This window comes from Clavibacter capsici, from assembly GCF_001280205.1.
Classification (GTDB): domain Bacteria; phylum Actinomycetota; class Actinomycetes; order Actinomycetales; family Microbacteriaceae; genus Clavibacter; species Clavibacter capsici.
Genome location: NZ_CP012573.1, coordinates 2,655,623 through 2,680,162, shown reverse-complemented (window position 1 = coordinate 2,680,162; position 24,540 = coordinate 2,655,623). Strand labels below are relative to the sequence as shown.

General features: G+C 72.6%; 27 protein-coding genes. 25 read left to right on the top strand and 2 right to left on the bottom strand.

The annotated features are described in order from the left end of the window. The first annotated feature begins 21 nt into the window (after positions 1–21). The 15 genes from AES38_RS12495 (at position 22) to glmM (ending at position 11,359) form a co-directional block, all read left to right on the top strand. The gene (locus AES38_RS12495) at positions 22–1,557 is read left to right on the top strand and encodes a PTS mannitol transporter subunit IIBC (protein ID WP_053775249.1); all 1,536 of its coding nucleotides are present in this window, start codon (positions 22–24) and stop codon (positions 1,555–1,557) included. A gap of 112 nt (positions 1,558–1,669) precedes the next feature. Then, positions 1,670–2,107, top strand: coding sequence for a PTS mannitol transporter subunit IIA (locus tag AES38_RS12490; RefSeq protein WP_053775248.1), 438 nt, complete (start codon positions 1,670–1,672; stop codon positions 2,105–2,107). Then, on the top strand, positions 2,104–3,276 hold the full coding sequence (locus tag AES38_RS12485; RefSeq protein ID WP_053775247.1) for a mannitol-1-phosphate 5-dehydrogenase: 1,173 nt from the start codon (positions 2,104–2,106) through the stop codon (positions 3,274–3,276). Before AES38_RS12490 ends, AES38_RS12485 begins: the two co-directional genes overlap by 4 nt. Positions 3,277–3,515: 239 nt before the next feature. Beyond that, a complete protein-coding gene (gene infA / locus AES38_RS12480) occupies positions 3,516–3,737 on the top strand; it encodes a translation initiation factor IF-1 (RefSeq protein WP_012039277.1) in 222 nt (73 codons plus the stop codon). Positions 3,738–3,807: 70 nt separating this feature from the next. Further along, positions 3,808–3,921, top strand: a complete 114-nt coding sequence (rpmJ, locus tag AES38_RS12475; RefSeq protein WP_043668846.1) for a 50S ribosomal protein L36 — start codon at positions 3,808–3,810, stop codon at positions 3,919–3,921. A gap of 154 nt (positions 3,922–4,075) precedes the next feature. After that, a complete protein-coding gene (rpsM, locus tag AES38_RS12470; RefSeq protein ID WP_053775246.1) occupies positions 4,076–4,450 on the top strand; it encodes a 30S ribosomal protein S13 in 375 nt (124 codons plus the stop codon). A gap of 45 nt (positions 4,451–4,495) precedes the next feature. Beyond that, positions 4,496–4,894, top strand: a complete 399-nt coding sequence (rpsK, locus tag AES38_RS12465; RefSeq protein ID WP_012039274.1) for a 30S ribosomal protein S11 — start codon at positions 4,496–4,498, stop codon at positions 4,892–4,894. Between the two features lie 161 nt (positions 4,895–5,055). Beyond that, positions 5,056–6,051, top strand: a complete 996-nt coding sequence (locus AES38_RS12460; protein WP_043668849.1) for a DNA-directed RNA polymerase subunit alpha — start codon at positions 5,056–5,058, stop codon at positions 6,049–6,051. A 50-nt stretch (positions 6,052–6,101) separates the two neighbouring features. Further along, positions 6,102–6,671: a 50S ribosomal protein L17 gene (gene rplQ / locus AES38_RS12455; protein ID WP_053775245.1), complete on the top strand. Its 570-nt coding sequence runs from the start codon at positions 6,102–6,104 to the stop codon at positions 6,669–6,671. A 104-nt stretch (positions 6,672–6,775) separates the two neighbouring features. Beyond that, the gene (locus AES38_RS12450) at positions 6,776–7,867 is read left to right on the top strand and encodes a GNAT family N-acetyltransferase (protein WP_244629175.1); all 1,092 of its coding nucleotides are present in this window, start codon (positions 6,776–6,778) and stop codon (positions 7,865–7,867) included. Continuing rightward, on the top strand, positions 7,864–8,208 hold the full coding sequence (locus tag AES38_RS16555) for a tRNA pseudouridine synthase A (RefSeq protein ID WP_371259383.1): 345 nt from the start codon (positions 7,864–7,866) through the stop codon (positions 8,206–8,208). The genes AES38_RS12450 and AES38_RS16555 overlap by 4 nt, the downstream gene beginning before the upstream one ends. Continuing rightward, entirely contained in the window at positions 8,172–8,852 is a 681-nt protein-coding gene (locus tag AES38_RS12445) for a tRNA pseudouridine synthase A (protein WP_371259382.1), read from the top strand. The genes AES38_RS16555 and AES38_RS12445 overlap by 37 nt, the downstream gene beginning before the upstream one ends. A 151-nt stretch (positions 8,853–9,003) precedes the next feature. Then, the gene (gene rplM / locus AES38_RS12440) at positions 9,004–9,450 is read left to right on the top strand and encodes a 50S ribosomal protein L13 (RefSeq protein ID WP_043668861.1); all 447 of its coding nucleotides are present in this window, start codon (positions 9,004–9,006) and stop codon (positions 9,448–9,450) included. Positions 9,451–9,500: 50 nt separating this feature from the next. After that, a complete protein-coding gene (gene rpsI / locus AES38_RS12435; protein ID WP_043668864.1) occupies positions 9,501–9,986 on the top strand; it encodes a 30S ribosomal protein S9 in 486 nt (161 codons plus the stop codon). A gap of 23 nt (positions 9,987–10,009) precedes the next feature. Next, positions 10,010–11,359 carry a phosphoglucosamine mutase gene (glmM, locus tag AES38_RS12430; protein ID WP_053775244.1) on the top strand — a complete coding sequence of 450 codons (1,350 nt, stop codon included), beginning with the start codon at positions 10,010–10,012 and terminating at the stop codon, positions 11,357–11,359. Between the two features lie 18 nt (positions 11,360–11,377). On the opposite strand, the gene coaA is transcribed toward glmM, so the two are convergent. Beyond that, the gene (gene coaA / locus AES38_RS12425) at positions 11,378–12,337 is read right to left on the bottom strand and encodes a type I pantothenate kinase (protein WP_053775243.1); all 960 of its coding nucleotides are present in this window, start codon (positions 12,335–12,337) and stop codon (positions 11,378–11,380) included. 108 nt (positions 12,338–12,445) lie between these two features. Between coaA and glmS the strand changes: the two genes are divergently transcribed. From glmS to AES38_RS15670, 7 genes are all read left to right on the top strand, one after another. After that, positions 12,446–14,296, top strand: coding sequence for a glutamine--fructose-6-phosphate transaminase (isomerizing) (glmS, locus tag AES38_RS12420; RefSeq protein ID WP_053775242.1), 1,851 nt, complete (start codon positions 12,446–12,448; stop codon positions 14,294–14,296). 10 nt (positions 14,297–14,306) lie between these two features. Then, positions 14,307–14,666, top strand: coding sequence for a holo-ACP synthase (locus AES38_RS12415; RefSeq protein ID WP_053775241.1), 360 nt, complete (start codon positions 14,307–14,309; stop codon positions 14,664–14,666). Beyond that, the gene (alr, locus tag AES38_RS12410; protein ID WP_053775240.1) at positions 14,663–15,820 is read left to right on the top strand and encodes an alanine racemase; all 1,158 of its coding nucleotides are present in this window, start codon (positions 14,663–14,665) and stop codon (positions 15,818–15,820) included. Before AES38_RS12415 ends, alr (AES38_RS12410) begins: the two co-directional genes overlap by 4 nt. Next, positions 15,817–17,505 carry an alanine racemase gene (gene alr / locus AES38_RS12405; RefSeq protein WP_053775239.1) on the top strand — a complete coding sequence of 563 codons (1,689 nt, stop codon included), beginning with the start codon at positions 15,817–15,819 and terminating at the stop codon, positions 17,503–17,505. Before alr (AES38_RS12410) ends, alr (AES38_RS12405) begins: the two co-directional genes overlap by 4 nt. Before the next feature lie 9 nt (positions 17,506–17,514). After that, positions 17,515–18,132, top strand: a complete 618-nt coding sequence (gene tsaB / locus AES38_RS12400) for a tRNA (adenosine(37)-N6)-threonylcarbamoyltransferase complex dimerization subunit type 1 TsaB (protein WP_053775238.1) — start codon at positions 17,515–17,517, stop codon at positions 18,130–18,132. Beyond that, positions 18,129–19,739, top strand: coding sequence for a tRNA (adenosine(37)-N6)-threonylcarbamoyltransferase complex transferase subunit TsaD (gene tsaD / locus AES38_RS12395; protein ID WP_053775237.1), 1,611 nt, complete (start codon positions 18,129–18,131; stop codon positions 19,737–19,739). Before tsaB ends, tsaD begins: the two co-directional genes overlap by 4 nt. A 103-nt stretch (positions 19,740–19,842) precedes the next feature. Further along, positions 19,843–20,247 carry a DUF4190 domain-containing protein gene (locus AES38_RS15670; protein WP_053775236.1) on the top strand — a complete coding sequence of 135 codons (405 nt, stop codon included), beginning with the start codon at positions 19,843–19,845 and terminating at the stop codon, positions 20,245–20,247. A gap of 88 nt (positions 20,248–20,335) precedes the next feature. Here the strand turns inward: AES38_RS15670 and AES38_RS12385 are convergent, their stop codons facing one another. Beyond that, positions 20,336–21,538: a THUMP-like domain-containing protein gene (locus AES38_RS12385; protein WP_053775235.1), complete on the bottom strand. Its 1,203-nt coding sequence runs from the start codon at positions 21,536–21,538 to the stop codon at positions 20,336–20,338. A 145-nt stretch (positions 21,539–21,683) separates the two neighbouring features. Here AES38_RS12385 and groES point away from each other — a divergent pair, with 145 nt between their 5' ends. The 3 genes from groES to AES38_RS12370 all read left to right on the top strand — a co-directional run bounded on the left by groES (position 21,684) and on the right by AES38_RS12370 (position 24,527). Further along, positions 21,684–21,980 (top strand): co-chaperone GroES, encoded by a 297-nt coding sequence (gene groES, locus AES38_RS12380; protein WP_053775234.1) that lies wholly within the window; start codon positions 21,684–21,686, stop codon positions 21,978–21,980. Between the two features lie 128 nt (positions 21,981–22,108). Next, positions 22,109–23,062 (top strand): EamA family transporter RarD, encoded by a 954-nt coding sequence (rarD, locus tag AES38_RS12375; protein ID WP_053775233.1) that lies wholly within the window; start codon positions 22,109–22,111, stop codon positions 23,060–23,062. 178 nt (positions 23,063–23,240) lie between these two features. Further along, positions 23,241–24,527: an ABC transporter substrate-binding protein gene (locus AES38_RS12370; RefSeq protein ID WP_053775232.1), complete on the top strand. Its 1,287-nt coding sequence runs from the start codon at positions 23,241–23,243 to the stop codon at positions 24,525–24,527. Positions 24,528–24,540 lie beyond the last annotated feature (13 nt).

Sequence of the window (24,540 nt, the reverse complement as noted above, 5' to 3'; positions counted from 1 at the left end):
ACGAACAGGAGCACCACCCCCATGACGACGACGTCACCCACCCGCAGCACGGGGCAGTCCGTGCGCACCGGCGTGCAGAAGTTCGGCACGTTCCTCAGCGGCATGATCATGCCGAACATCGCGGCGTTCATCGCCTGGGGCCTCCTCACCGCCCTGTTCATCCCGGACGGCTACCTGCCCAACGAGGAGCTCGCCGGCCTCGTCGCGCCCGTGCTGTACTTCCTCCTCCCGCTGCTCATCGCGAACACCGGAGGCCGCATGGTCTACGACGCGCGCGGCGGCGTGGTCGCGAGCATCGCGACCATGGGCGTCATCGTCGGCACGGTCGGCGACCCGTACTTCGACGGCGGCAGCCCGATGTTCCTCGGCGCCATGATCACGGGCCCGCTCGCGGCCTACCTGCTGAAGGTCATCGAGCGCCTCTGGATCGACCGGATCCGCCCCGGCTTCGAGATGCTCGTCAACAACTTCTCCGCCGGCATCCTCGGCGCGATCTTCGCGATCGGCGCGTACTTCCTCCTCACGCCCGTCATCAGCTGGATCACGGCCCGCCTCGGCGAGGGCGTCGCCTTCCTGGTGAACAACAACCTGCTGCCGATCACGAGCATCGTGATCGAGCCCGCCAAGGTCCTGTTCCTCAACAACGCCATCAACCAGGGCATCCTCACCCCGCTCGGCACCACCGAGGCGCTGGAGAACGGCAAGAGCATCCTGTTCCTGCTCGAGGCGAACCCCGGCCCCGGCCTCGGCGTGCTCCTCGCCTTCGCGATCTTCGGCGCGGGCGCGGCGCGCTCCACCGCTCCCGGCGCGATCCTCATCCAGTTCGTCGGCGGCATCCACGAGATCTACTTCCCGTACGTGCTCTCGAAGCCGCTCCTGTTCCTCGCGGTCATCGCGGGTGGCGCCTCGGGCGTCGCGACCAACGTCGCCTTCGGCTCGGGCCTCCGCGGCCCGGCCTCGCCCGGCAGCATCATCGCCGTGCTCGGCCAGACGGAGCGCAACAGCTTCCTCGGCGTGATCCTCTCGGTCATCATCTCCGCGGCCGTCACCTTCGTCGTCGCCGCGGTCATCCTCCGCACCGGCAAGAAGGGCTCCGGCGACTTCGGCGCCGCGGTCGCCGCGACGCAGGCCAACAAGGGCAAGGAGTCCTCGATCCTCTCGGGCCTCGGCGCCGAGACCGGCACCGCGGGCACGGTCGGCGGCCTCGCCGACGGCCAGGCCGGCACCGCCACGGGCACCGACGGCGGCACGGCCACGGCCACCCGCATCCAGGACATCGTCTTCGCCTGCGACGCCGGCATGGGCTCGTCCGCCATGGGGGCCTCGGTCCTCCGCAACAAGATGAAGAAGGCCGGGCTCACCGACGTCACGGTCGTCAACAAGGCCATCGCGGCCCTCGACGGCACGGCCGACCTCGTGATCACGCAGCGCGAGCTCACCGACCGGGCCCGCCAGAAGAGCCCCTCGAGCGAGCACGTCTCGGTCGACAACTTCATGAACTCGCCGCGCTACGACGAGATCGTGGAGCTGGTCCGGAAGCAGCGCTCGGACAGCTGATCCCGGTCCGCGCAGGCGGACCCGCACCACCGCACGCGCGAGACCCGGGGCCCGGTCGTCACCGACCGGGCCCCGGTAGCCTCGCATCAGGCAGAACCACGTCAGGAGCACCATGTCGAACGTCCTCGAACCCGCCCAGATCCGCGTCGGCGGCACCGCGTCCTCCGTCGAGGAGGCCATCGCCGAGGCGGCGGGCATCCTCGTCGCCGCGGGCGCCGTCACCCCCGAGTACCAGGGCTACATGCTCGAGCGCGAGAAGAGCGTCTCGACCTACATGGGCAACCTGCTCGCCATCCCGCACGGCACCAACGAGGGCAAGGACACGATCCTCGACTCCGCCCTCTCGTTCGTCCGCTACGACGCCCCCATCGACTGGGCGGGCAACGAGGTCCGCTTCGTCGTCGGCATCGCCGGCAAGGACAACGGGCACCTCGACATCCTCAGCAAGATCGCCATCATCTTCAGCGACGACGACGAGGTGCGGAAGCTCCTCGACGCCCCCGACGCCGAGGCGCTCTACGCCCTCCTGGCCGAGGTGAACGAGGCGTGAAGGCCGTCCACTTCGGCGCCGGCAACATCGGCCGCGGCTTCGTCGGGCTGATCCTGCACGAGGCCGGCTACGAGGTCGTGTTCGCCGACGTCAACGCCGAGCTCATCGGGCGCCTCGACGCCGCCGAGTCCTACCGCGTCACCGAGGTCGGGCCGCAGGCGCGCGACTGGACCGTCACGGGCTTCCGCGCGATCGACAGCGCGGCCGACGGCGAGGCGCTCATCCGCGAGATCGCGACCGCCGACGTCGTGACCACGGCCGTGGGCCCGAACATCCTCCGCTTCGTCGCCCCGGCTATCGCCGCGGGCCTCCGCGCGCGCTCCGCCGACCTCGGACCCGTCGCGGTCATGGCGTGCGAGAACGCGATCAACGCGACCGACACCCTGCGCGCCGAGATCCGGACGGCGCTCGGCGACGAGGCCGACGCGCTCGACCGGGCGGTCTTCGCCAACACGGCCGTCGACCGCATCGTGCCGAACCAGGATCCCGCCGCGGGCCTCGACGTGACCGTCGAGGACTTCTCGGAGTGGGTCGTGGAGCGCGGGCCCTTCGGCGATGCCGTGCCCGCGATCCCCGGTGCCACGTTCGTGGACGACCTCGCGCCCTACATCGAGCGGAAGCTCTTCACGGTGAACACCGGGCACGCGACCGTGGCGTACCACGGCTACGCGCGCGGCGCCGTCAGCCAGTCGGACGCCATGGCGATCCCCGAGGTCGCCGACGAGGTGCGCCAGGTGCTCGAGGAGACGAGTGCGCTGCTCGTCGCGAAGCACGGGCTCGACGAGGCCGAGCAGGCGGCGTACCGCGAGAAGAACCTCGCGCGATTCGCCAACGCGGCCCTCGCCGACACCGTCGAGCGCGTCGGACGCCAGCCGCTGCGCAAGCTCTCCCGCGAGGAGCGCTTCGTGGGTCCTGCGTCGCAGCTCGCCGAGCGCGGCCTGCCGCACGACGCCCTCGTGCGCGCCATGGGCCAGGCGCTCCGCTTCGACCCCGCGGGCGACCCGCAGGCGCTCGAGCTGCAGGAGCTCCTGCAGACGGACACCCCGGCGGACCTCGTCCGCCGCGTCACGGGGCTCGACGACCAGCACCCGCTGACCGCCGACCTCGTCGCCGTGGTCGACGCGGCCCAGGCCGACCGCCGCAGCGCGCCGCGCCACCGCGCCGAGTAGCCGGGACGCGCGTCGCGCACGGGCCGGGCGGGCGACCGCCCGGCCCGTCGTGCGCTCCGCTAGCGCAGGATCCGCGGATCCCGCCGCGACACGCGGGGAGAATTGCGACACGCCCGGGGATGCCGTACTCTCGACCCTTGGTGCGCGGCCGCCTCCCGGCGTGCCGTCCGCACCATGCGCGCTCCACCTGATGCGCATCCGCACGACCAGCAGACACCACCTCTAGCGACAGTGAGTATATGGCCAAGAAAGACGGCGTCATCGAGATCGAAGGCGGAGTTGTCGAAGCTCTGCCGAACGCGATGTTCCGCGTTGAGCTGAGCAACGGGCACAAGGTCCTCGCCCACATCTCGGGCAAGATGCGTCAGCACTACATCCGCATCCTCCCCGAGGACCGCGTGATCGTGGAGCTGAGCCCGTACGACCTCACGCGCGGCCGGATCGTCTACCGCTACAAGTAGGCCTGCTGCACAAGGAACGGCCCCGCAGCCGCGGGGTACGAGGCCAGCGAAGAACACATAAGGAAGCGTCATGAAGGTCAACCCGAGCGTCAAGCCGATCTGCGAGAAGTGCAAGGTCATCCGGCGCAGCGGAAACGTGATGGTCATCTGCGAGAACCCGCGCCACAAGCAGCGCCAGGGCTAGTCAGCACCACCGCACAGCACCACCAGCACCACCCCTCTCAGCACGACAGCAACGCCGGAAGCCGGGACCCGCGAGGGTCCGGGGGACACCATCGGTCGGAGGCCGATGCACAGGCGCTGCTGCAGACCTCCACTCATCACCAGGAGAAGCCTCAATGGCACGTCTAGCAGGCGTCGACCTCCCGCGCGACAAGCGCGTCGAGATCGCACTCACGTACATCTACGGCGTCGGCCGCACCTCGAGCGTCAAGACCCTCGCGGACACCGGCATCGACAAGAACATCCGCGTCAAGGACCTGAGCGACGACCAGCTCATCGCCCTGCGCGACTACATCGACGGGAACTTCAAGGTGGAGGGCGACCTCCGCCGCGAGGTGGCCGCCGACATCCGCCGCAAGGTCGAGATCGGCAGCTACGAGGGCATCCGCCACCGCCGCGGCCTCCCTGTCCACGGGCAGCGCACGAAGACCAACGCTCGCACCCGCAAGGGCCCGAAGCGCACCGTAGCCGGCAAGAAGAAGGCGCGCTAGGCCGTCGGCCAGCGCCCTCGCCACCCGTAGACACAGGAGAATTCCATGGCAGCACCCAAGTCGGCCGTTCGCAAGCCGCGCCGCAAGGACAAGAAGAACATCGCCGTGGGCCAGGCCCACATCAAGAGCACCTTCAACAACACCATCGTCTCGATCACGGACCCGACCGGCGCCGTCATCAGCTGGGCGTCCTCGGGCGTCGTCGGCTACAACGGCTCGCGCAAGTCGACGCCGTTCGCCGCGCAGCTCGCCGCCGAGTCGGCCGCCCGCCAGGCGCAGGAGCACGGCATGAAGAAGGTCGACGTGTTCGTCAAGGGACCCGGCTCCGGCCGTGAGACCGCGATCCGCTCGCTCCAGGCCGCCGGCCTCGAGGTGGGCTCGATCAACGACGTCACCCCGCAGGCGCACAACGGCTGCCGCCCGCCCAAGCGCCGCCGCGTCTAGCTCGCGCTGATCGGCCGCTGCCGTCCCGCTCCGTCAGGAGGGGACGGCGTCGGCCGATCCGCCGTGTGTCCGATCGACCAAATCTCTACCCGCCCGGGCCGCCACCCGGGGGGCATCGCAGGCGTCATATATCGGTCGCCTCGCCGAAAGGAAACAACACAGTGCTCATTGCGCAGCGCCCCACCCTCACCGAGGAGCAGATCTCGGAGTTCCGCTCGCGGTTCGTCATCGAGCCGCTGGAGCCCGGCTTCGGCTACACGCTCGGCAACTCGCTCCGCCGCACGCTCCTCTCGTCCATCCCCGGCGCGGCCGTCACCAGCATCCGCATCGACGGCGTGCTGCACGAGTTCAGCACCGTCCCCGGCGTGAAGGAGGACGTGACCGAGATCATCCTCAACATCAAGGGCCTCGTCGTCTCCAGCGAGCACGACGAGCCGATCACCGCGTACCTGCGCAAGCAGGGTGCGGGCCAGGTCACGGCCGCCGACATCTCCGCTCCCGCGGGCGTCGAGATCCACAACCCCGAGCTCGTCATCGCCACGCTCAACGAGAAGGCGAAGTTCGAGCTGGAGCTCACGATCGAGCGCGGCCGCGGCTACGTCTCGGCGACCCAGAACCGCAGCGAGTTCAGCGAGGCCGGCCAGATCCCGGTCGACTCGATCTACTCGCCCGTGCTCAAGGTCACCTACCGCGTCGAGGCCACCCGTGCCGGCGAGCGCACCGACTTCGACCGCCTCGTGGTCGACGTCGAGACCAAGTCGGCCATCACGCCCCGCGACGCCATCGCGTCGGCCGGCCGCACGCTGACCGAGCTCTTCGGCCTGGCGCGCGAGCTCAACACCGCGGCCGAGGGCATCGAGATCGGCCCCGCGCCGGTCGACGCCGTCCTCAGCTCCGAGCTGTCGATGCCCATCGAGGACCTCGACCTCTCGGTCCGGTCGTACAACTGCCTCAAGCGCGAGGGCATCAACAACGTCAGCGAGCTCGTCGCCCTCTCGGAGACGCAGCTCATGAACATCCGCAACTTCGGCCAGAAGTCCGTGGATGAGGTCAAGGACAAGCTGGTCGAGCTGGGTCTGTCGCTGAAGGACGCCGTCCCCGGCTTCGACGGCGCGCACTACTACAGCTACGACGAGGACGAGACCACCACCAACTGATCGTCCGGCCCCGGCCCGACTTCCTTTCGACCATTACGGAGACATAGACAATGCCCAAGCCCACCAAGGGTCCCCGCCTCGGAGGCGGCCCGGCGCACGAGCGCCTCATGCTCGCGAACCTCGCCCAGAGCCTGTTCGAGCACAAGTCCATCAAGACGACCGAGACGAAGGCCAAGCGCCTGCGTCCCGTCGCCGAGCGCCTCGTGACGTTCGCCAAGCGCGGCGACCTGCACGCCCGTCGCCGCGTCATGGGCGTCATCCCCTCGAAGAGCGTCGTCCACGAGCTCTTCACGGAGATCGCGCCCCTCGTCGCCGAGCGCGACGGCGGCTACACCCGCATCACGAAGCTCGGCTTCCGCAAGGGCGACAACGCCCCCATGGTGCAGATCGAGCTCGTGCTCGAGCCCGTGACCCCGAAGGTCCGCTCCTCGCGCACCGCGACCACGACGGCCCCGGCCGCCGCTGCTCCGGTCGCCGAGGCGCCCGCCGAGGACGAGGCGACCGAGGTCCCCGTCGAGGAGACCGACGCCGTCGAGCACACCGACGCGACCCCCGCGGAGACGACCGACGAGGCCGCCGCCGAGGTCGAGGCCGACGCCGCGGAGAAGTCCGACAAGTAGCACCCGCACCACCCGAGAGCCCCCGTCGCCCTGCGTGTCGGGGGCTCTCGTGCGTGCGGCGGCCCGCCCGGGAGGCACCGCGGCCGCCCCGCTACCCTGGAGGGATGACCGACAGCAGCACGACCATGCCGGACGACGCCTCCTCCACCGCCCCGATCCCGCTCCCCGAGGGCCCCGACGGCATCACGTGGCGGGCCATGTCGCTCGACGACGTCGACGCGCTCGCGGACCTGCAGAGCGCCGTGGCCGACGCCGACCACCCCGAGCACCGCGCCTCCCGCGACGAGATCGCCATGGCGCTCGGGTTCTCGTACGTGGACGTCGCCCGGGACGGCATCGTCGCCGTGGACGCCGACGGCCGCCTCGCCGCGGAGGGCCACGCCCTCGTGAAGCCCGACGACGAGACCGTCGTGCGCGCGGACATCTCCGGCGCCGTCCGCCCCGACCTCCGCCGCACCGGCGTCGGCGGACGCCTGCTCGACTGGCAGATCGCGCGCGCGACGCAGAAGCTCGCGGTGGCCCAGCCCGCGCCCCACATCGACGGATCCGTGCCGACGCGCCTCTCCACCGAGGCGCAGGCGGACGACGCGGGCGCCGCGGCGCTGTTCGCGTCCCGCGGGCTCCGCGTCGGCCGCTACTTCGTCGAGATGCACCGCGACCTCGCCGCCGAGATCCCCGAGGTCCCGTCGCCCGAGGGCCTCCGGCTGATCCCGGTCGCGCGCGAGTGGTGGGAGCGCGTGCGCCAGGCCAAGAACGAGGTGTTCCGCGACCACTGGGGATCCGAGCCCATCAGCGCCGAGCGCTGGGAGGCCTTCCTCTCGCTGCCGACCTCCCGCGACGACCTGTCGGTCATCGCGGTGACGGGCGACGGCGAGGACGCGGTCGTCGCCGGCTTCGCCCTGGCGGAGGTCTCCCCGGACCACTGGGAGGCCGCCGGCTACACGTCGGCCTACATCGGCCTCGTCGGCGTGCGGCGCGAGTTCCGCGGCCGCCGCCTGGCCCAGGCGCTGCTGTCGGCCGCCTTCCAGGGCTTCCGCGCCGAGGGACTGCAGCGCGCGGTGCTCGACGTCGACCTCGACAGCCCCACCGGCGCGCTCGACCTGTACGAGCACGTCGGCTTCACGCAGGCCAGCCGCTCGGCCGTGTACGAGCGCGAGGTCGGCACGACCCGGCCGCGGGGATCCGCCGACCGATGACCGGGGACGGCGGCGCGCGCGTCCGCCTCGACGTGGCTTACGACGGCACCGGGTTCGCCGGCTGGGCGAAGCAGCCCGGCCTCCGCACGGTGCAGGGCGTGCTCGAGGACGCGCTCGCGCAGCTCCTCGCGCGCACGCCGCCCGCGCCGGCGCTGGTCGTCGCCGGCCGCACCGACGCGGGGGTGCACGCCACCGGCCAGGTGGCCCATCTCGACCTGACCGACGAGCAGGTGGCCTCCCTCGACCGACCGCCGCGCGGCCGTGCCGCGACGGACGCCGCGGGGGAGGGCCGCACGTCCCGTCCGTGGAGCGCGCCGCGCCCGCGCTCGCCCGGCGCCTGAACGGCGTGCTCGGCGCGCGCTCCGACGTGGTGGTGCTCGCGTGCGCCCCCGCGCCCGCGGGCTTCGACGCGAGGTTCTCCGCGACCTGGCGGGCCTACCGCTACCGGATCGCCGACGCCGCCGGCCCGCGCGACCCCCTGCAGCGGCACCGCACGGTCGAGGTGCCGGTCGAGCTCGATGACGCCCGGCTGCAGGAGGCCGCCGACGCGCTCCTGGGGCTCCACGACTTCGCCGCGTACTGCAAGCCGCGCGAGGGCGCGTCGACCATCCGCACGCTGCAGGAGCTGACGTGGACGCGCGCGGCGGACGGCGCGCTCGAGGCGGTCGTGCGGGCGGACGCCTTCTGCCACAGCATGGTGCGCGCGCTCGTCGGCGCGTGCGTCGCGGCGGCGTCCGGCCGGGCGACCGTCGCCCGCCTGCGGGAGCTGCTCGAGATCCGCGAGCGCACCAGCGAGTTCAGCGTCATGCCGGCACGCGGGCTCGTGCTCGAGAGGGTCGGCTACCCGGCGGACGAGGAGCTCGAGGCCCGCAACGCGATCACCCGGAACCGGCGGGGCGCGCACGAGGTGGATCCGGTCGTCGACGGCGCCGAGCAGGCCGCCCGCGACCTCGCACGGCTGGCCGACACGCCCGGGATTGCCTGATCCGCTCCGATCGCGTACTCTGAACCGGTTGTCTGCACGCCTGCGTGCGGCGACGTACAAGGTTGAGCCCTCCACCGGATGCGTTCTCGTCAGAACGCCCACGGAGCGGGATCCACGACCATCTCACCTCGAAAAGAAGGCAGTCAGATCAATGACGCGCACCTATTCCCCCAAGGCCAGTGAGGTCCAGCACGACTGGGTCGTCATCGACGCCACGGACATCGTCCTCGGCCGTCTCGCCAGCCACGCCGCCGCGCTCCTGCGCGGCAAGCACAAGGCCACCTTCGCCCAGCACATGGACATGGGCGACTTCGTGATCATCGTCAACGCCGACAAGGTGGCGCTCACGGGCCAGAAGCTCGAGAAGAAGCTGGCCTACCGCCACTCCGGCTACCCGGGCGGCCTCTCCTCGATGACCTACGTCGAGATGCTCGAGAAGCACCCCACGCGCGCGGTCGAGAAGGCCATCCGCGGCATGCTGCCGAAGAACTCGCTGGGTGCGGCGCAGCTGAAGAAGCTCAAGGTCTACGCGGGCCCCGAGCACCCCCACGCTGCTCAGCAGCCCACCCCGTACACCCTCGGCCAGGTCGCTCAGTAGCTCCGGCTGCCGACAGCGACGACCAAAGACCTCAGAAGGAATCGAACCCAGTGGCTCAGATCTCAGACTCCCTCGACGTGGCTCCCGAGAGCTTCTCGACCGAGACCCCGAACGAGGAGGCCCCCAAGGCCCCCCGCGCGGTCCTCAACGTGTCCGGCGGCGCCGTCGGACGACGCAAGCAGGCCATCGCCCGCGTGCGCCTCGTCCCCGGCTCCGGCTCGATCACGGTCAACGGCCGTGAGTTCGCGGACTACTTCCCCAACAAGCTGCACCAGCAGCTCGTCAACGACCCGTTCAAGGTCCTCGACCTCCTCGGCAGCTACGACGTCGTCGCGCGCATCTCCGGCGGTGGCCCCTCCGGCCAGGCCGGCGCGCTGCGCCTCGGCATCGCCCGCGCCCTCAACGAGATCGACGAGGAGAACAACCGCGCCACGCTGAAGAAGAACGGCTTCCTCAGCCGCGACGCGCGCGTCAAGGAGCGCAAGAAGGCCGGACTCAAGAAGGCCCGCAAGGCGCCCCAGTTCTCGAAGCGCTAAGGCGCTCGGGCACACCGGCAGCCATGCCCCGGCTCTTCGGCACGGACGGCGTCCGCGGACTCGCCAACGGCGAGACCATCACCGCGGACCTCGCCCTGCGCCTGGCCCAGGCCGCCGCGCACGTGCTCGGCCAGGACGCCCGGGACTCCGGGCGACGACCCGTCGCGGTCGTCGCCCGGGACCCCCGGGTGTCCGGCGAGTTCATCGCGGCGGCCGTGGCCGCCGGCCTCGCGAGCTCCGGCGTCGACGTGTTCGACGCCGGGGTCATCCCGACGCCGGCCACGGCGTACCTCATCGCGGATTTCGACGCCGACTTCGGCGTCATGATCTCCGCGTCGCACAACCCCGCTCCCGACAACGGGATCAAGTTCTTCGCCGCCGGCGGACGGAAGCTCGCCGACGAGCTCGAGGACCGCATCGAGGCGCAGCTCTCGCAGCCCGTCCTGCTCCCCACGGGAGCCGACGTCGGCCGCATCCGCCGCTTCGCCGACGCCGAGGACCGCTACGTCCTCCACCTGCTCGGCACGCTGCAGCACCGGCTCGACGGGATCCACGTGGTCCTCGACTGCGCGCACGGCGCCGCCGCCGGCATCAGCCCCGAGGTCTTCACGGACGCGGGCGCCACCGTCACGGTGATCGGCAACGATCCCGACGGCATGAACATCAACGACCGCGTCGGCTCCACGCACCTCGACCTGCTCGCCGAGGCCGTGCTCGCCCACGGCGCGGACGTCGGCATCGCCCACGACGGCGACGCCGACCGTTGCCTCGCGGTCGACCACACGGGCGCCGTCATCGACGGCGACCAGATCATGGCGGTCCTCGCGCTCTCCATGGCCCGCCGCGGCCTGCTGGCGGAGCGCACGCTCGTGGCCACCGTCATGAGCAACCTCGGCCTCCGCATCGCCATGGCCGAGAACGACATCACCGTGCTGCAGACGCGCGTCGGCGACCGCTACGTGCTCGAGGCCATGAACGAGGGCGGGTACTCCCTCGGCGGCGAGCAGTCCGGCCACCTCGTCATCGCGGAGCACGCGACGACCGGCGACGGCATCCTCACGGGGATCCAGCTGCTCGGGGAGATGGCGGCGACGGGCAAGAGCCTGCACGAGCTCGCCTCGGTCATGACCGTCTACCCGCAGGTGATGATCAACGTCCGCGGCGTCGACCGCGAGCGCGTCGGTGACGACGCCGAGGTCAACGCCGCCGTCGCACGAGCGGAGGCCGAGCTCGGCGACACCGGCCGCATCCTCCTGCGCGCGTCGGGCACCGAGCCCATGATCCGCGTGATGGTGGAGGCCGCCGACCAGGCGACCGCCGAGCGCCACGCGCAGGAGCTCGCCGCGCTCGTCACCGAGCGCCTCGCGATCTAGCCCACGCCTCCCGCGCCGTCAGAGCTTGCGCAGCAGGACGTTCGCGACCGAGTGGTCCGCGTCCTTGCGCAGCACGAGCGTCGCGCGCGAGCGGGTCGGCCGGATGTTCTGCTCGAGGTTCGGCTCGTTGATGGTGGACCAGATCCCGCGCGCCCGCGCCACGGCCTCGGCCGGGCTGAGCTCGGCGTACCGGTGGAAGTACGAGCGCGGGTTGCTGAACGCGCCGCGCTGGAGGCTGAGGAACCGCTCCTCGTACCACTGCGCGATGTCGTGCGTGCGGGCGTCGACGTAGATCGAGAAGTCGAAGAGGTCGCTCACGGCGAGCTTCGCGCCGGACGCGGCCGGCTGGAGGACGTTGAGGCCCTCGATGATGAGCACGTCCGGCTGGCGCACGACGACCTCCGCGCCCGGCACGATGTCGTACGCGAGGTGCGAGTAGAAGGGCGCCCGCACCTCGGGCACGCCGCTCTTCACCTGCGTGACGAACCGCAGCAGCGCCCGCCGGTCGTACGACTCGGGGAACCCCTTCCGCTCCATGAGGCCCCGGCGCGCGAGCTCGGCGTTCGGGTGCAGGAAGCCGTCGGTGGTCACGAGCTCGACCCGCGGCGTGTCCTCCCAGCGCGCGAGCATCTCGCGGAGCAGGCGCGCGACGGTCGACTTGCCGACGGCCACGGATCCCGCCACGCCGATGATGAACGGCGTGCTCTTGGCGCGCTCGCCGAGGAACGCGCTCGTGTCGCGGTGCAGCTTCTTCGTGCCCGTGACGTAGAGGTTGAGCAGCCGGCTGAGCGGGAGGTAGACGTCCTCGACCTCGCGCATGTCGAGCCGGTCGCCGATGCCGCGCAGCTGCACCAGCTCGGTCTCCCGCAGCGGGAGGTGCGTGGCGGGGGCGAGGGCGGCCCAGTCGGCCCGGGCGATCTCGACGAACGGGGAGACGTGGCCGTGGCTCGTCGGGGATCCCGTCGCGGTGTCTGGCATGGCCCCTCATCCTACGGCGGGGCCGCAGGGGCGACCGGGCGGCGGGGGCGCGCCCGGCGCGCGGTCCGCGGCGGGGTTCCTCGACGCCCGAAGGTAAACTCGTGCCCCATGTGCGGAATCGTGGGATACGTCGGTGAGTCCAAGAGCCTCGAGGTGCTCCTCGGGGGGCTGCGGAGGCTCGAGTACCGGGGCTACGACTCCGCGGGCGTCGCGGTGCTCGACGCCGACGGCACCCTCGGCGTCCGCAAGCGCGCCGGCAAGCTCGACCGTCTGCTGGAGGACCTCGAGGCCTCGCCGCTGCCGAACGGATCCACCGGCATCGGCCACACCCGCTGGGCCACGCACGGCGGCCCCACCGACCGGAACGCCCACCCTCACCTCGGCGACGACGGCAAGCTCGCCCTCATCCACAACGGCATCATCGAGAACTTCGCGGAGCTCAAGGACGACCTCCTCGCGGACGGCTACGAGTTCCACAGCGACACCGACACCGAGGTCGCGGCCCAGCTGCTCGGCCGCGAGTACGGCATCACGCACGACCTCGAGCAGGCGTTCCGCAACACGGTGAGCCGGCTCGAGGGCGCGTTCACGCTCCTCGCCGTGCACCGCGACCAGCCCGGCCTCGTGGTCGGCGCGCGCCGCAACTCCCCGCTCGTCATCGGGCTGGGCGAGGGCGAGAACTTCCTCGGATCCGACGTCGCCGCGTTCGTGGAGTTCACGCGCCGCGCGGTCGCCATCGGCCAGGACCAGATGGTCGCCATCCGCCCCGACTCCGTCACCGTCACCGACTTCCACGGCGCGCCCGTGGAGACGCACGAGTTCGAGATCGCCTGGGACGCCTCCGCGTCCGAGAAGGGCGGCTGGTCGAGCTTCATGGCGAAGGAGATCAGCGAGGGCCCGGACGCCGTGGCGAACACGCTCCGCGGCCGCATCGTCGACGGCGTCGTCGTGCTCCCCGACCTCGACGCGATCGGCGAGGTCGACCTCGCGGACATCTCGCGCATCGTCATCGTCGCCTGCGGCACGGCCGCCTACTCGGGCATCCTCGGCAAGTACGCCCTCGAGAAGTGGGCGCGCGTCCCCGTCGAGGTCGAGCTCGCGCACGAGTTCCGCTACCGCGACCCCGTGCTCGACGCGACGACCCTCGTCATCTCCATCAGCCAGTCCGGCGAGACCATGGACACGCTGCTCGCCGTCCGCTACGCCCGCGAGGCCGGGGCGCGCGTGCTCTCCATCTGCAACACCCAGGGCGCCACCATCCCGCGCGAGTCGGAGGCCGTCGTCTACACGCACGCGGGTCCCGAGGTCGCGGTCGCGTCCACCAAGGCGTTCGTCGCGCAGGTCGCGGCGCTGTACCTCTTCGGGCTGCACCTCGCGCGCATCCGCGGCACGCTGTCGGCCGACGAGATCGTCGCGAACACCGAGGAGCTGCTCGCCGTCCCGGAGAAGCTCGCCGCCGTCGTGGAGCAGGGCGAGAAGATCAGCCAGCTCGCGAAGTGGATGGCGGACACCCGCGCGGTGCTCTTCCTCGGCCGCAACGTGGGCTTCCCGGTCGCGCTCGAGGGCGCGCTGAAGCTCAAGGAGCTCGCCTACATCCACGCCGAGGGCTTCGCGGCCGGCGAGCTCAAGCACGGCCCCATCGCGCTGATCGAGCCGGGCCAGCCCGTCTTCGTCATCGTGCCGAGCCCCACGCACCAGCTCGCGCTGCACAAGAAGGTCATCTCCAACATCGAGGAGATCCGCGCGCGCGGTGCCCGCGTCATCGCGATCGCCGAGCAGGGCGACGCGTTCGTGCTGCCGCACGCGGACGAGGTCATCCCGATCCCGCTCGCCGCGCCGCTGTTCGAGCCGCTGCTCGCCGTCACGCCGCTGCAGATCTTCGCCATGGAGCTCGCGGCGGCCAAGGGCCTCGACGTCGACCAGCCGCGCAACCTCGCGAAGTCCGTCACGGTCGAGTGACCGGCCGCGCGTGATCAGGGGCATCGGCGTCGACGTGGTCGACGTGGCGCGCTTCGCCCGGAGCGCCGAGCGCACTCCGGGCCTCGTGCCGCGCCTGTTCGCGCCCGCGGAGCGGCCCCTGCCGACGCGCTCGCTGGCAGCCCGCTTCGCGGCGAAGGAGGCGCTGATCAAGGCGCTCGGCGGTCCCGGCGGCATCAGCTGGCAGGACATGGAGGTCGTGCGCGACGAGCACGGCGACCCGTCGCTCGTGGTGCGCGGCGCCGTGGCGCAGGTCGCGTCGGCGCGGGGCGTGACGCGGATCCACCTGAGCATGAGCCACGACGCCGGCCTCGCGACCGCGTTCGTGGTGACCGAGGGGGAGGGCGCATGACCGACGAGGCGACCGTCCAGCTCCCGGCCGCGCTCCGCCGCGAGGCCCGCGTCGACACCGACGCGATCGCGGCGAACGTCCGCACCCTGCGCGCCACGACGGGCGCTCCGCTCGTGATGGCCGTGGTGAAGGCCGACGGGTACGGGCACGGCGCCGTCGCGTCCGCGCGCGCGGCGCTCGACGGCGGCGCCGACCGGCTCGGCGTCGTCGACATCCGCGAGGCGCTCGCGCTGCGGGCGGCGGGCATCGACGCGCCGATCCTCACCTGGATGCACGCGCCGGGCGCCGACTTCGCCTCCGCGATCGCGCACCGCGTCGACCTGGGGCTCAACAGCCTCCGCCAGGTGCGGGAGGCCGCGGACGCCGCCCGTCGCGTCGGCCGGCCCGCCGAGGTCCACCTCAAGGTCGACACCGGCCTCGGGCGCAACGGCGTGACGCGGGCCGAGTGGCCGGGCGTCGTCGCCGAGGCCGCGCAGCTCGTCGCCGAGGGCGCGATCCGCCTGGGCGGCGTCTTCAGCCACCTCGCGAACGCGGGCGAGGAGGAGGACCGGGCGCAGGTGCGCGCGTTCCACGCCGCGGTCGACGTGGTGCGGGCCGCGGGGCTCGAGCCCGGGATCCGCCACCTCGCCGCCACCGCCGGCGCGCTGCGCGTGCCGGACGCCCGCCTCGACATGGTGCGCCTCGGCATCGGGATCTACGGCATCTCCCCGCTCGACGGCGTCACCTCCGCCGACCTCGGCCTCGTGCCCGCCATGACCCTCGTCGGCAGCGTCGTCGCCGTCAAGCGGGTGCCCGCCGACACCGGCGTCTCCTACGGCTACACGTACCGCACCGCCGCCGCCACGACCCTCGCGCTCGTCTCGCTCGGCTTCGCCGACGGCGTGCCCCGGCTCGCGAGCAACCGCGCGCCCGTCGCGATCCACGGCGCGCGCTTCCGGGTGAGCGGCCGGATCGCCATGGACCAGTTCGTGGTCGACGTGGGCGACGGGGTCGTCGACGGGACCCCGGTCGCCGTGGGCGACGACGCCGTGCTGTTCGGGGATCCCGCGACCGGCGCCCCCTCGGTGGAGGAGTGGGCCGAGGCGACCGGCACCATCGGCTACGAGATCGTCGCGCGCATCGCCGGCCGCGTCACCCGGAGGCACCTCCCATGACCGGACCCGAGCCCGAGACGCCCACGCCCGCTCCCGTCGCCCCCGGCCGCCGCGCCGTGATCGACCTCGACGCGATCCGCCACAACGTCCGCACGCTCGCGGCGCTCGCCGCCCCCGCCCGCACGATGGTCGCCGTGAAGGCCGACGCGTACGGCCACGGCGCGCTCCAGGTCGCGCGCGCCGCCCTCGAGGCCGGCGCCGAGAGCCTCGCCGTGCTCGACGTCGCGTCCGCGGTCGAGCTCCGTCGCGCGGGGATCGACGCGCGCCTCCTCGCGTGGCTGCACGGGGTCGATACCGACTTCCGGGTCGCGGTCGAGGAGGGCATCGACCTCGGCGTCTCGGCGCTGTGGGAGCTGGAGCGGATCGCCGCCGCGGGACGCGCCACGGGGATCCGCGCGCGCGTGCACCTCAAGGCCGACACCGGGCTCAGCCGCAACGGCGCGACCCCCGAGCTCTGGCCGGACCTCGTGCGCGCGGCCGTCGCCGCCGACGCGGCGGGCGAGCTGGCCCTGCATGCGCTCTGGTCGCACCTCGCCGACGCGTCGCCCGAGGACGACGACGCCGCGCTCGCCCGCTTCCACGAGGCCGTCCGCGTGGCCGAGGAGCTCGGCGCGCGCCCCGTCGAGAAGCACCTGGCGGCGAGCTCCGCCGGGATCCGCCTGCCCGCCGCCCGCTTCGACATGGTGCGGTTCGGCATCGCCGTCTACGGCATCTCGCCGTTCGACGACCGCTCGGGCCGCGACCTCGGCCTCGTCCCCGCGATGACGCTCGAGGCCGACGTCGTCTCCGTCAAGCGCGTCGAGGCGGGGCACGGCGTCTCGTACGGCCTCGACCACCGCACCGCCGGCCCCTCCACGCTCGCGCTCGTGCCGCTGGGGTACGCCGACGGGATCCCGCGCATCGCCGGCCCCCGCGCCTCCGTGCTGCTGAACGGCCGCCGCTTCCCGGTCGCCGGCCGCATCGCGATGGACCAGCTCGTGCTCGACGTCGGCGACCTGCCCGTCGAGGTCGGCGACACCGCCGTGGTCCTCGGCCCGGGCGACCGGGGCGAGCCCACCGCCGAGGAGTGGGCGGGCTGGGCCGAGACCATCGGCGACGAGATCGTCACGCGCGTGGGGCCCCGGGTGGACCGGATCCACCTGCACGAGCACGACGACGCGGCCGCCACGCCCGCCGACGAGGTCCTCTCCGACGAGCTCGTCCCCGTCGCGACCACGGACGACATGGAGGAGCTCGGCCGCGCCTTCGCGCGAGAGCTCGGCGCGGGCGACCTCGTCGTCCTCTCCGGCCCGCTCGGCGCGGGCAAGACCACCTTCACGCGCGGGCTCGGCGAGGGCCTCGGCGTCCGCGGCCCCGTCACGAGCCCCACCTTCGTGCTCGCGCGCACCCACCCGAGCCTCGTCGACGGCCCGCCGCTCGTGCACGTCGACGCCTACCGCCTGGCCGACGCCCGCGAGCTCGACGATCTCGACGTCGACTTCGCGCGCTCCGTCGTGGTGGTCGAGTGGGGCCAGGGCAAGCTCGACGGCGTCGCGGAGGAGTGGTGGGACCTCGCGATCGCGCGGCCCACGGGCGCGGGCGACGCGGATCCGGCCCAGGAGGACGACGCCGCGGATCCCGACGCCGCCCCCGAGGAGCCGCGCACCGTCCGCGTCCGACGGCTCCGCGCCCGCCCCCGCGCCTAGACTCGTCCAGTGCTCCTCGCGATCGACACCTCCGCCGGCACGGGCGTCGCCGTCATCGACCCGGACGGCCGCGTGCTCGCCGAACGGCAGGAGGCCGACACCATGCGGCACGCCGAGGTCATCGGCACGCTGCTCGACGAGTGCCTCACCGCGTCCGGCGTCGACCGCTGCGACATCCGCGCGGTCGTCGCGGGCATGGGCCCGGGGCCGTTCACCGGCCTCCGCGTCGGCATCGCCGCGGCCCGCGTCCTCGCCACCGGCCTCGACGTGCGCGTGATCCCCGTGGTGAGCCACGACGCCCTCGCCCACGACCACTACGCGGCCGGCGGCACGGGATCCCTCGTGGTCGTCACCGACGCCCGCCGCCGCGAGCTCTACTGGTCCGTCTACCGCGAGCCCGTCGCCGACGGCGTGGCCGAGCGCACGGCGGGCCCCGGACTCAGCAAGCCGGACGACGTGCCGACCGCCGACCACCGCCTCGACGCCACCGCGGTGCGCGCCGCGTCCCTCGCGCAGGTCGCCCGCCGCATGGACGCGCTCGACCTCCCGTTCGCGGCCGACGAGGCGCTGTACCTCCGCTCGCCCGACGTCACCGTCTCCGCGGGGCCCAAGCGGGTCACCTCGTGAGCGTCCGGTTCCGCCCGGCCGAGCTGGCCGACCTGCCCGCCCTCATGCGCCTCGAGACGAGCACGTTCGTCTCCGACGCCTGGTCGGCCGACGCGATGCGCGGCGAGCTCACGACCCGGCACGGCTGGTACGTCGTCGCGGTCGACGGGGCCGACGACCGGATCCTCGGCTACGCCGGCCTCTCCTGCCCGCGCGGCGTGCACGCCGCGGACGTCCAGACCATCGCGGTCGCCGAGGGCAGCCGCGGCCGGGGCATCGGCCGGGCCCTCCTCACGCGCCTCGTCGCGGAGGCGCACGCACGCGGCGCCCGCGAGGTGCTCCTCGAGGTGCGCGCCGACAACCCCGTCGCGCAGGCGCTCTACGCCTCGCTCGGCTTCGAGCCCATCGCGGTGCGGCCGCACTACTACCAGCCGGACGACGTCGATGCCGTGGTGATGCGCGCGGTGCTGAGCGAGACGCCGCCCGAGGTGGCGGAGCCCCGGGACGCGCTGCGGACGCGCGCCGCCGAGGCCCCGCAGGAGCCGGCCGAGGACGCCGGCGCCGACGACGCCGGCCCCCTCGTCCTCGGGATCGAGACCTCGTGCGACGAGACCGGCATCGGCATCGTCCGCGGCCAGACCCTCCTCGCCAACGTCATCTCCAGCTCCATGGAGGAGCACGCGCGCTACGGCGGGGTCGTGCCCGAGGTCGCGGCCCGCGCCCACCTCGAGGCGCTCACCCCCGCGATCGACGCGGCGCTCGCCGAGGCGGGCGTCGCCCTCCGGGAGCTCGACGCGATCGCCGTCACCGCGGGCCCCGGGCTCTCCGGCGCGCTCATGGTCGGCGTCGGCGCGGCGAAGGCGCTCGCCGTGGCCCTCGACATCCCGCTGCACGGCGTGAACCACCTCGTGGGCCACGTGGGGGCGGACCTCCTCAGCACCGACGGCGGTCCCGGCCGCCCGCTCGAGACGCCGAGCATCGCCCTGCTCGTCTCCGGCGGGCACACCTCGCTCCTGCTCGTGCGCGACCTCGTGGACGACGTCGAGCTCCTCGGCGAGACCATCGACGACGCCGCGGGCGAGGCCTTCGACAAGGTCGCCCGCGTCCTCGGCCTGCCCTACCCGGGCGGTCCGCACATCGACCGGGTCGCGGCCGACGGCGACCCGAGGGCGATCCGCTTCCCGCGCGGCCTGTCCCTCCCGAAGGACATGGAGCGCCACCGCTACGACTTCTCCTTCTCCGGCCTCAAGACCGCGGTCGCCCGCTGGGTCGAGAAGCGCCAGGACGCCGGCGAGCCCGTGCCCGTGGCGGACGTCGCGGCGAGCTTCCGCGAGGCCGTCGTCGACGTGCTGCTCACCAAGGCCGTGGCCGCGTGCATCGACCACGGGATCCCGCGCCTGCTGCTGGGCGGCGGCGTCGTCGCGAACGCGCGCGTGCGGGAGCTCGCGGCCGAGCGGTGCCGGGCGGCGGGCATCGAGCTGCGGATCCCGCCCCTGTCGCTCTGCACCGACAACGGCGCGATGATCGCCGCCCTCGGCGCCCGCCTGATCGAGTCGGGCCGCGCGCCGTCGGGCCTCGCGTTCGGCGCGGACTCGACGCTGCCCGTCACCGTCGTCCAGGTCGGCTGACCGTCCGGCGCCCCCCGATCGGGGTCCTTTCGCGCTTATTTCCCGGACGAGAGAATCCCGGGGCACGCATCACGGTATGTTCCCAGGGACGAAAGGAACGACAATGACCGATCCGCAGAACCCGGACCGCTCCTCCGACGACTTCCCGCCCGCTCCGGCCCAGCCGTCCTACCCGGCGGCCCCCGCTGCGGGATCCGGCTCGCCCTACGCGGCGCCCTACCAGCCCGGCCAGGGCGGTGCTCCGGCATCCAAGGGCCTCAGCATCACGTCCATGGTCCTCGGCATCGTGTCCGTGGTCACGGTCCTCTTCTGGTTCCTCTCCGCGCCCCTCGGCATCGCGGCGATCGTCACGGGCGTGCTCGGCAGGAAGCGCAACCCGGACGCCAAGGGCTTCTGGCTCACCGGCATCATCACCGGCATCGTCGGTCTCGTGCTCGCCGTCGGCCTCGCGATCCTCGGCTTCATCGCCCTGGCCGCGCTGCAGGAGCAGGGCTACACGGCTCCGTAACGCCGCACCCGCACCGCACCGCCACGACGCGGCCGTCCCCTCGGGGACGGCCGCGTCGTCGCGTCCGGGGCCGGACCCCGCGCCGGCCTCAGCCCGCGTCGACCCCGTGCCGGTCCGCGAGGATCGCCACCCGCCGGCCGCCCACGCGCGTCGCGATGAGCGTCGCGGAGCCATCGCCCTTCAGCTGCAGCCGCGTCCGCAGCCGCGCCGGGTCCACGTCGACCCCGCGCTTCTTGATCTCGAGCGTCCCGATCCCGCGGGCCCGCAGCTCGCGCCGCAGCCGGCTCTCGTCGAGCGGCAGCACCTCGCGCACGCGGAACCCGCGCGCGAACGGCGTCGCCCGCTCCGTCTCCGACGTGATCCACGCGATGCCCTCGCCCACCATGCGCCCGTCGAGCGACCGGGCCACGTCGCCGATGAGACGCGCGCGGATGACCGCGCCGTCCGGCTCGTAGAGGTGCTCGCCGAGCTCGCCGAGCTCCGCGTCCTCGCTGTCGGCCGCCGACGTCAGCTCCGCCTGCGACCCGCCGCTGATCACGAGCGCGGCCCGCCGCACGCCGTCGCGCCGCGTCGGACCGAACCACAGGCCCATCTCCACGGCCTGGCCGTCCACGGAGACCCACTGCGCCTCCGCCTCCTCGGGGATGAGGTCGCGGTCGAGGCCCGGTCCGAGCTTGATCCCGGCGGCCCGACCCGAGGCCAGCGCGAACGCCGCGGAGAGCGTGGGGGAGTAGGCGTCCGGATCCGAGATGCGCCGGGTGGAGGAGTGCCCGTCGGTGCGCCGCGCGGGGTCGAGGTACACGCCGTCGACGCGTCCGGCGTCGAACGCCTCGGCCGTGCCCTGCTCGACGACCGCCTCGGGGAACGGCGCGAGGTTCCAGCCGGCGACCGCCGCGGTCACCTCGTCGCGCTCGACGGCCGTGACGCGGATCCCGATGGCCGCCATCGCCATCGCGTCGCCGCCGATCCCGCAGCCGAGGTCGGCCACGTGCGCGACGCCCGCCTGCTGGAAGCGGCCGGCGTGCTGCGCGGCGACCGGGAGCCGCGTCGCCTGCTCGAGCCCGGCCTCCGTGAAGAGCATGCGCTCGGCGAAGTCGCCGAACTTGGCCCGCGCCCGGGCGCGCAGGCGGACCTGAGTGAGCACCGCGCTCACGCGCTCGGCCGAGTGGCCCTCGCCGCGCAGCGCGGTCACGATCCGCACCATGTCGTCGCCCGGTCGCGGCTCGGGAAGGGAGTCGAGCAGCCGCAGCCCCTCGAGGGAGAGGACCTCGCGGAGGTCGGACTGATCCATCCGCCCACCGTACCGGGGCGGCTCCCCACCGATTGGCACTCGCGTTGCGCGAGTGCAAGCACGGCCCGTAGAATCTCATCTGGCACTCTCCCCCGGGGATTGCCAATGAAGTCTTGTCCCTTAGTCACGAAGGAAGAGGTCAACCGTGCCGGTCTCCATCAAGCCGCTCGAGGATCGCATCGTCATCCAGCAGGTCGAAGCCGAGCAGACCACCGCGTCTGGTCTGGTCATCCCCGACACCGCCAAGGAGAAGCCCCAGGAGGGCGAGGTCGTGGCCGTGGGCCCCGGCCGCATCGACGACAACGGCAACCGCGTCCCCCTCGACGTCGCCGTGGGCGACAAGGTCATCTACTCCAAGTACGGCGGAACCGAGGTCAAGTACGACGGCCAGGACCTCCTCGTCCTCTCCGCGCGCGACGTGCTCGCCGTCATCGAGCGCTGACGCTCCGCACCAGCACGACAGCACCATCCGGGAGCCCGGCCGATCCGTTCGGCCGGGCTCTCGTGCGTCCGGGGGCGTCCCGGCGATCGACCCGCGGTCGCGGGTCCCGGCGGCGCTAGCCTCATGAGGTGACGCGCCCCGCCCCCGAGCCCTCCACCCGCTCCGGCCTCCTCGCCGCCGTGGGCGCCTACGGCCTCTGGGGCGTCCTCCCCGTCTACTTCCTGCTGCTCGCGCCGGCCGGGGCGTTCGAGATCGTCGCCTGGCGGATCCTCTTCTCGCTCGTGGTCTGCGCCCTCGTCATCACCGCGGCCCGGCGCTGGTCGCGCGTGATCGCCATCGTGCGCCGACCTCGGCTCCTGTTCGGCCTGGCACTCGCCGGGCACCTGATCCTCGTGAACTGGACCGTCTACGTCTACGGCACGCTCTCCGGCCACGTCGTGGAGACCGCGCTCGGCTACTTCATCAACCCGATCGTCACGGTGCTCCTCGGCGTGATCCTCCTGCGCGAGCGCCTGCGCCCGCTCCAGTGGACGGCGGTGGCGCTGTCCGCGGTCGCCGTGGCGGTCATCGCGATCGGCTACGGGCAGCTGCCCTGGGTCTCGCTCGCGCTCGCCGGCTCCTTCGGGCTCTACGGGCTCGTGAAGAAGCGCGTCAGCGGGGGAGCGGACGCGCTCTCCGGGCTGGCGCTCGAGACCGCGTGGCTCGTGCCCGCATCCACGACCATGCTGGTGATCACGGGCGCCGGCGCCGGACTGACGATCGGCCAGGTCTCGCTCGGGCACACCCTCCTGCTCGTCAGCACGGGCGTCGTGACCGCGGGGCCGCTCCTCCTCTTCGGGTTCGCCGCCGGGCGCCTGCCGCTGTCCGTCATCGGCCTGACGCAGTACCTGGCGCCCCTCCTGCAGTTCGCCTTCGGGGTGTTCGTGATGCACGAGGCCATGCCGCCGGAGCGCTGGGCGGGATTCGCGATCGTGTGGGCCGCCCTCGTGCTGCTCACGATCGACATGCTGCGCGCGTCCCGCCGGGGCATCCCGGACGCCGAGCGCGCGCAGAGGGAAACGCCGGTCGCCGAGCGCATCTGATGCGGATCCCGTCGCGCTTTCCCCGAATGGTAACGATCAGGTCGCGTTACACGTCGGAAATGCCGATGCATTGTGCCCGTCTCATCCGCGCCCTAGGGTCGCACCAGGCGAGGCGCGCATTCGCGTGCCTCATGCATCACATTCCCGAGCATCACCACACACATCCATAAGGAGCACCATGAGCGCATTCGGCAGGGCTTCGGCCTCCCGCTCACGATCCGCCCGCACCGCCCTCAGCGCCGTCACCATCGCGGTGGCCGGCGCCCTCGTCCTGGCCGGCTGCTCCGGCGGCGGCGGAGGCGGAGGCGGAGGCACGACGGCCGACGGCGGCCTCGACCTCAAGATCGGCACGATCCTCCCCCAGACGGGCACCCTCGCGGTCCTCGGGCCGCCCGAGTTCGCGGGCGTCCACCTCGCCGAGCAGGACATCAACGACGCCAAGGCCGGCATCACGGTGACCGCGACGGACAAGGACTCGGGCGACACCACGACCGACATCGCGAGCCAGTCGGCCACGTCGCTCATCGCGGACGGCAACAGCGCCATCATCGGCGCCGCGTCCTCCGGCGTCTCGAAGACCTTCATCGACCAGGTCACCCAGGCCGGCGTCGTGCAGCTCTCGCCGGCGAACACCTCGCCCGACTTCACGACGTACAACGACGACGGCTACTACTGGCGCACCGCCCCGTCGGACGTGCTCCAGGGCCGGATCCTCGGCAACAAGATCCTCCAGGACGGCAAGACCAACGTCTCGATCCTCTACATGAACGACGCCTACGGCACCGGCCTCGAGGAGAACATCAAGAAGACGCTCGAGGCCGGCGGCGCGAGCATCGCGGCCGAGGAGGTCTTCGAGCCCTCCGCGACCGACTTCAACAGCGCCATCACCTCGGTGCTCGCCCCGAACCCCGACGCGCTGGTCGTCATCTCGTTCGACGAGATCAAGACGATCGCCGACCAGCTGGCGTCCAAGGGCTTCGACTTCGCCAACCTCTACGGCACGGACGGCAACTACGGCGTCATCACCGAGACGGACACCAACGTCGACATCGCAGGCGCGCAGTTCACGAACCCCGGCGTCGAGGCCAAGTCCGACTTCCAGGACCGCCTGCAGGCCATGGTCAAGGCCGACGGCGACCCCGCCCTCACGGTCTTCAGCTACTCGGCCGAGTCGTACGACGGCACGGTGCTGCTCGCGCTCGCCGCGCTCCAGGGCAAGGCGACGGACGGCGCCACCATCAAGGAGAACCTGCAGTCGGTCTCCGAGGGCGGCACCAAGTGCGAGTCCTTCGCCGACTGCGCGAAGCTGATCGCGGACGGCACCGACATCGACTACGACGGCCTCTCCGGCCCGATCACGTTCGACGAGAACGGCGACCCGACCGAGGCGTACGTCTCCGTCTACAAGTACGGCGAGGGCAACACGCGCACCTTCTCCGAGCAGGTCTACGGCAAGCTCGACTAGCACCCGCACCACG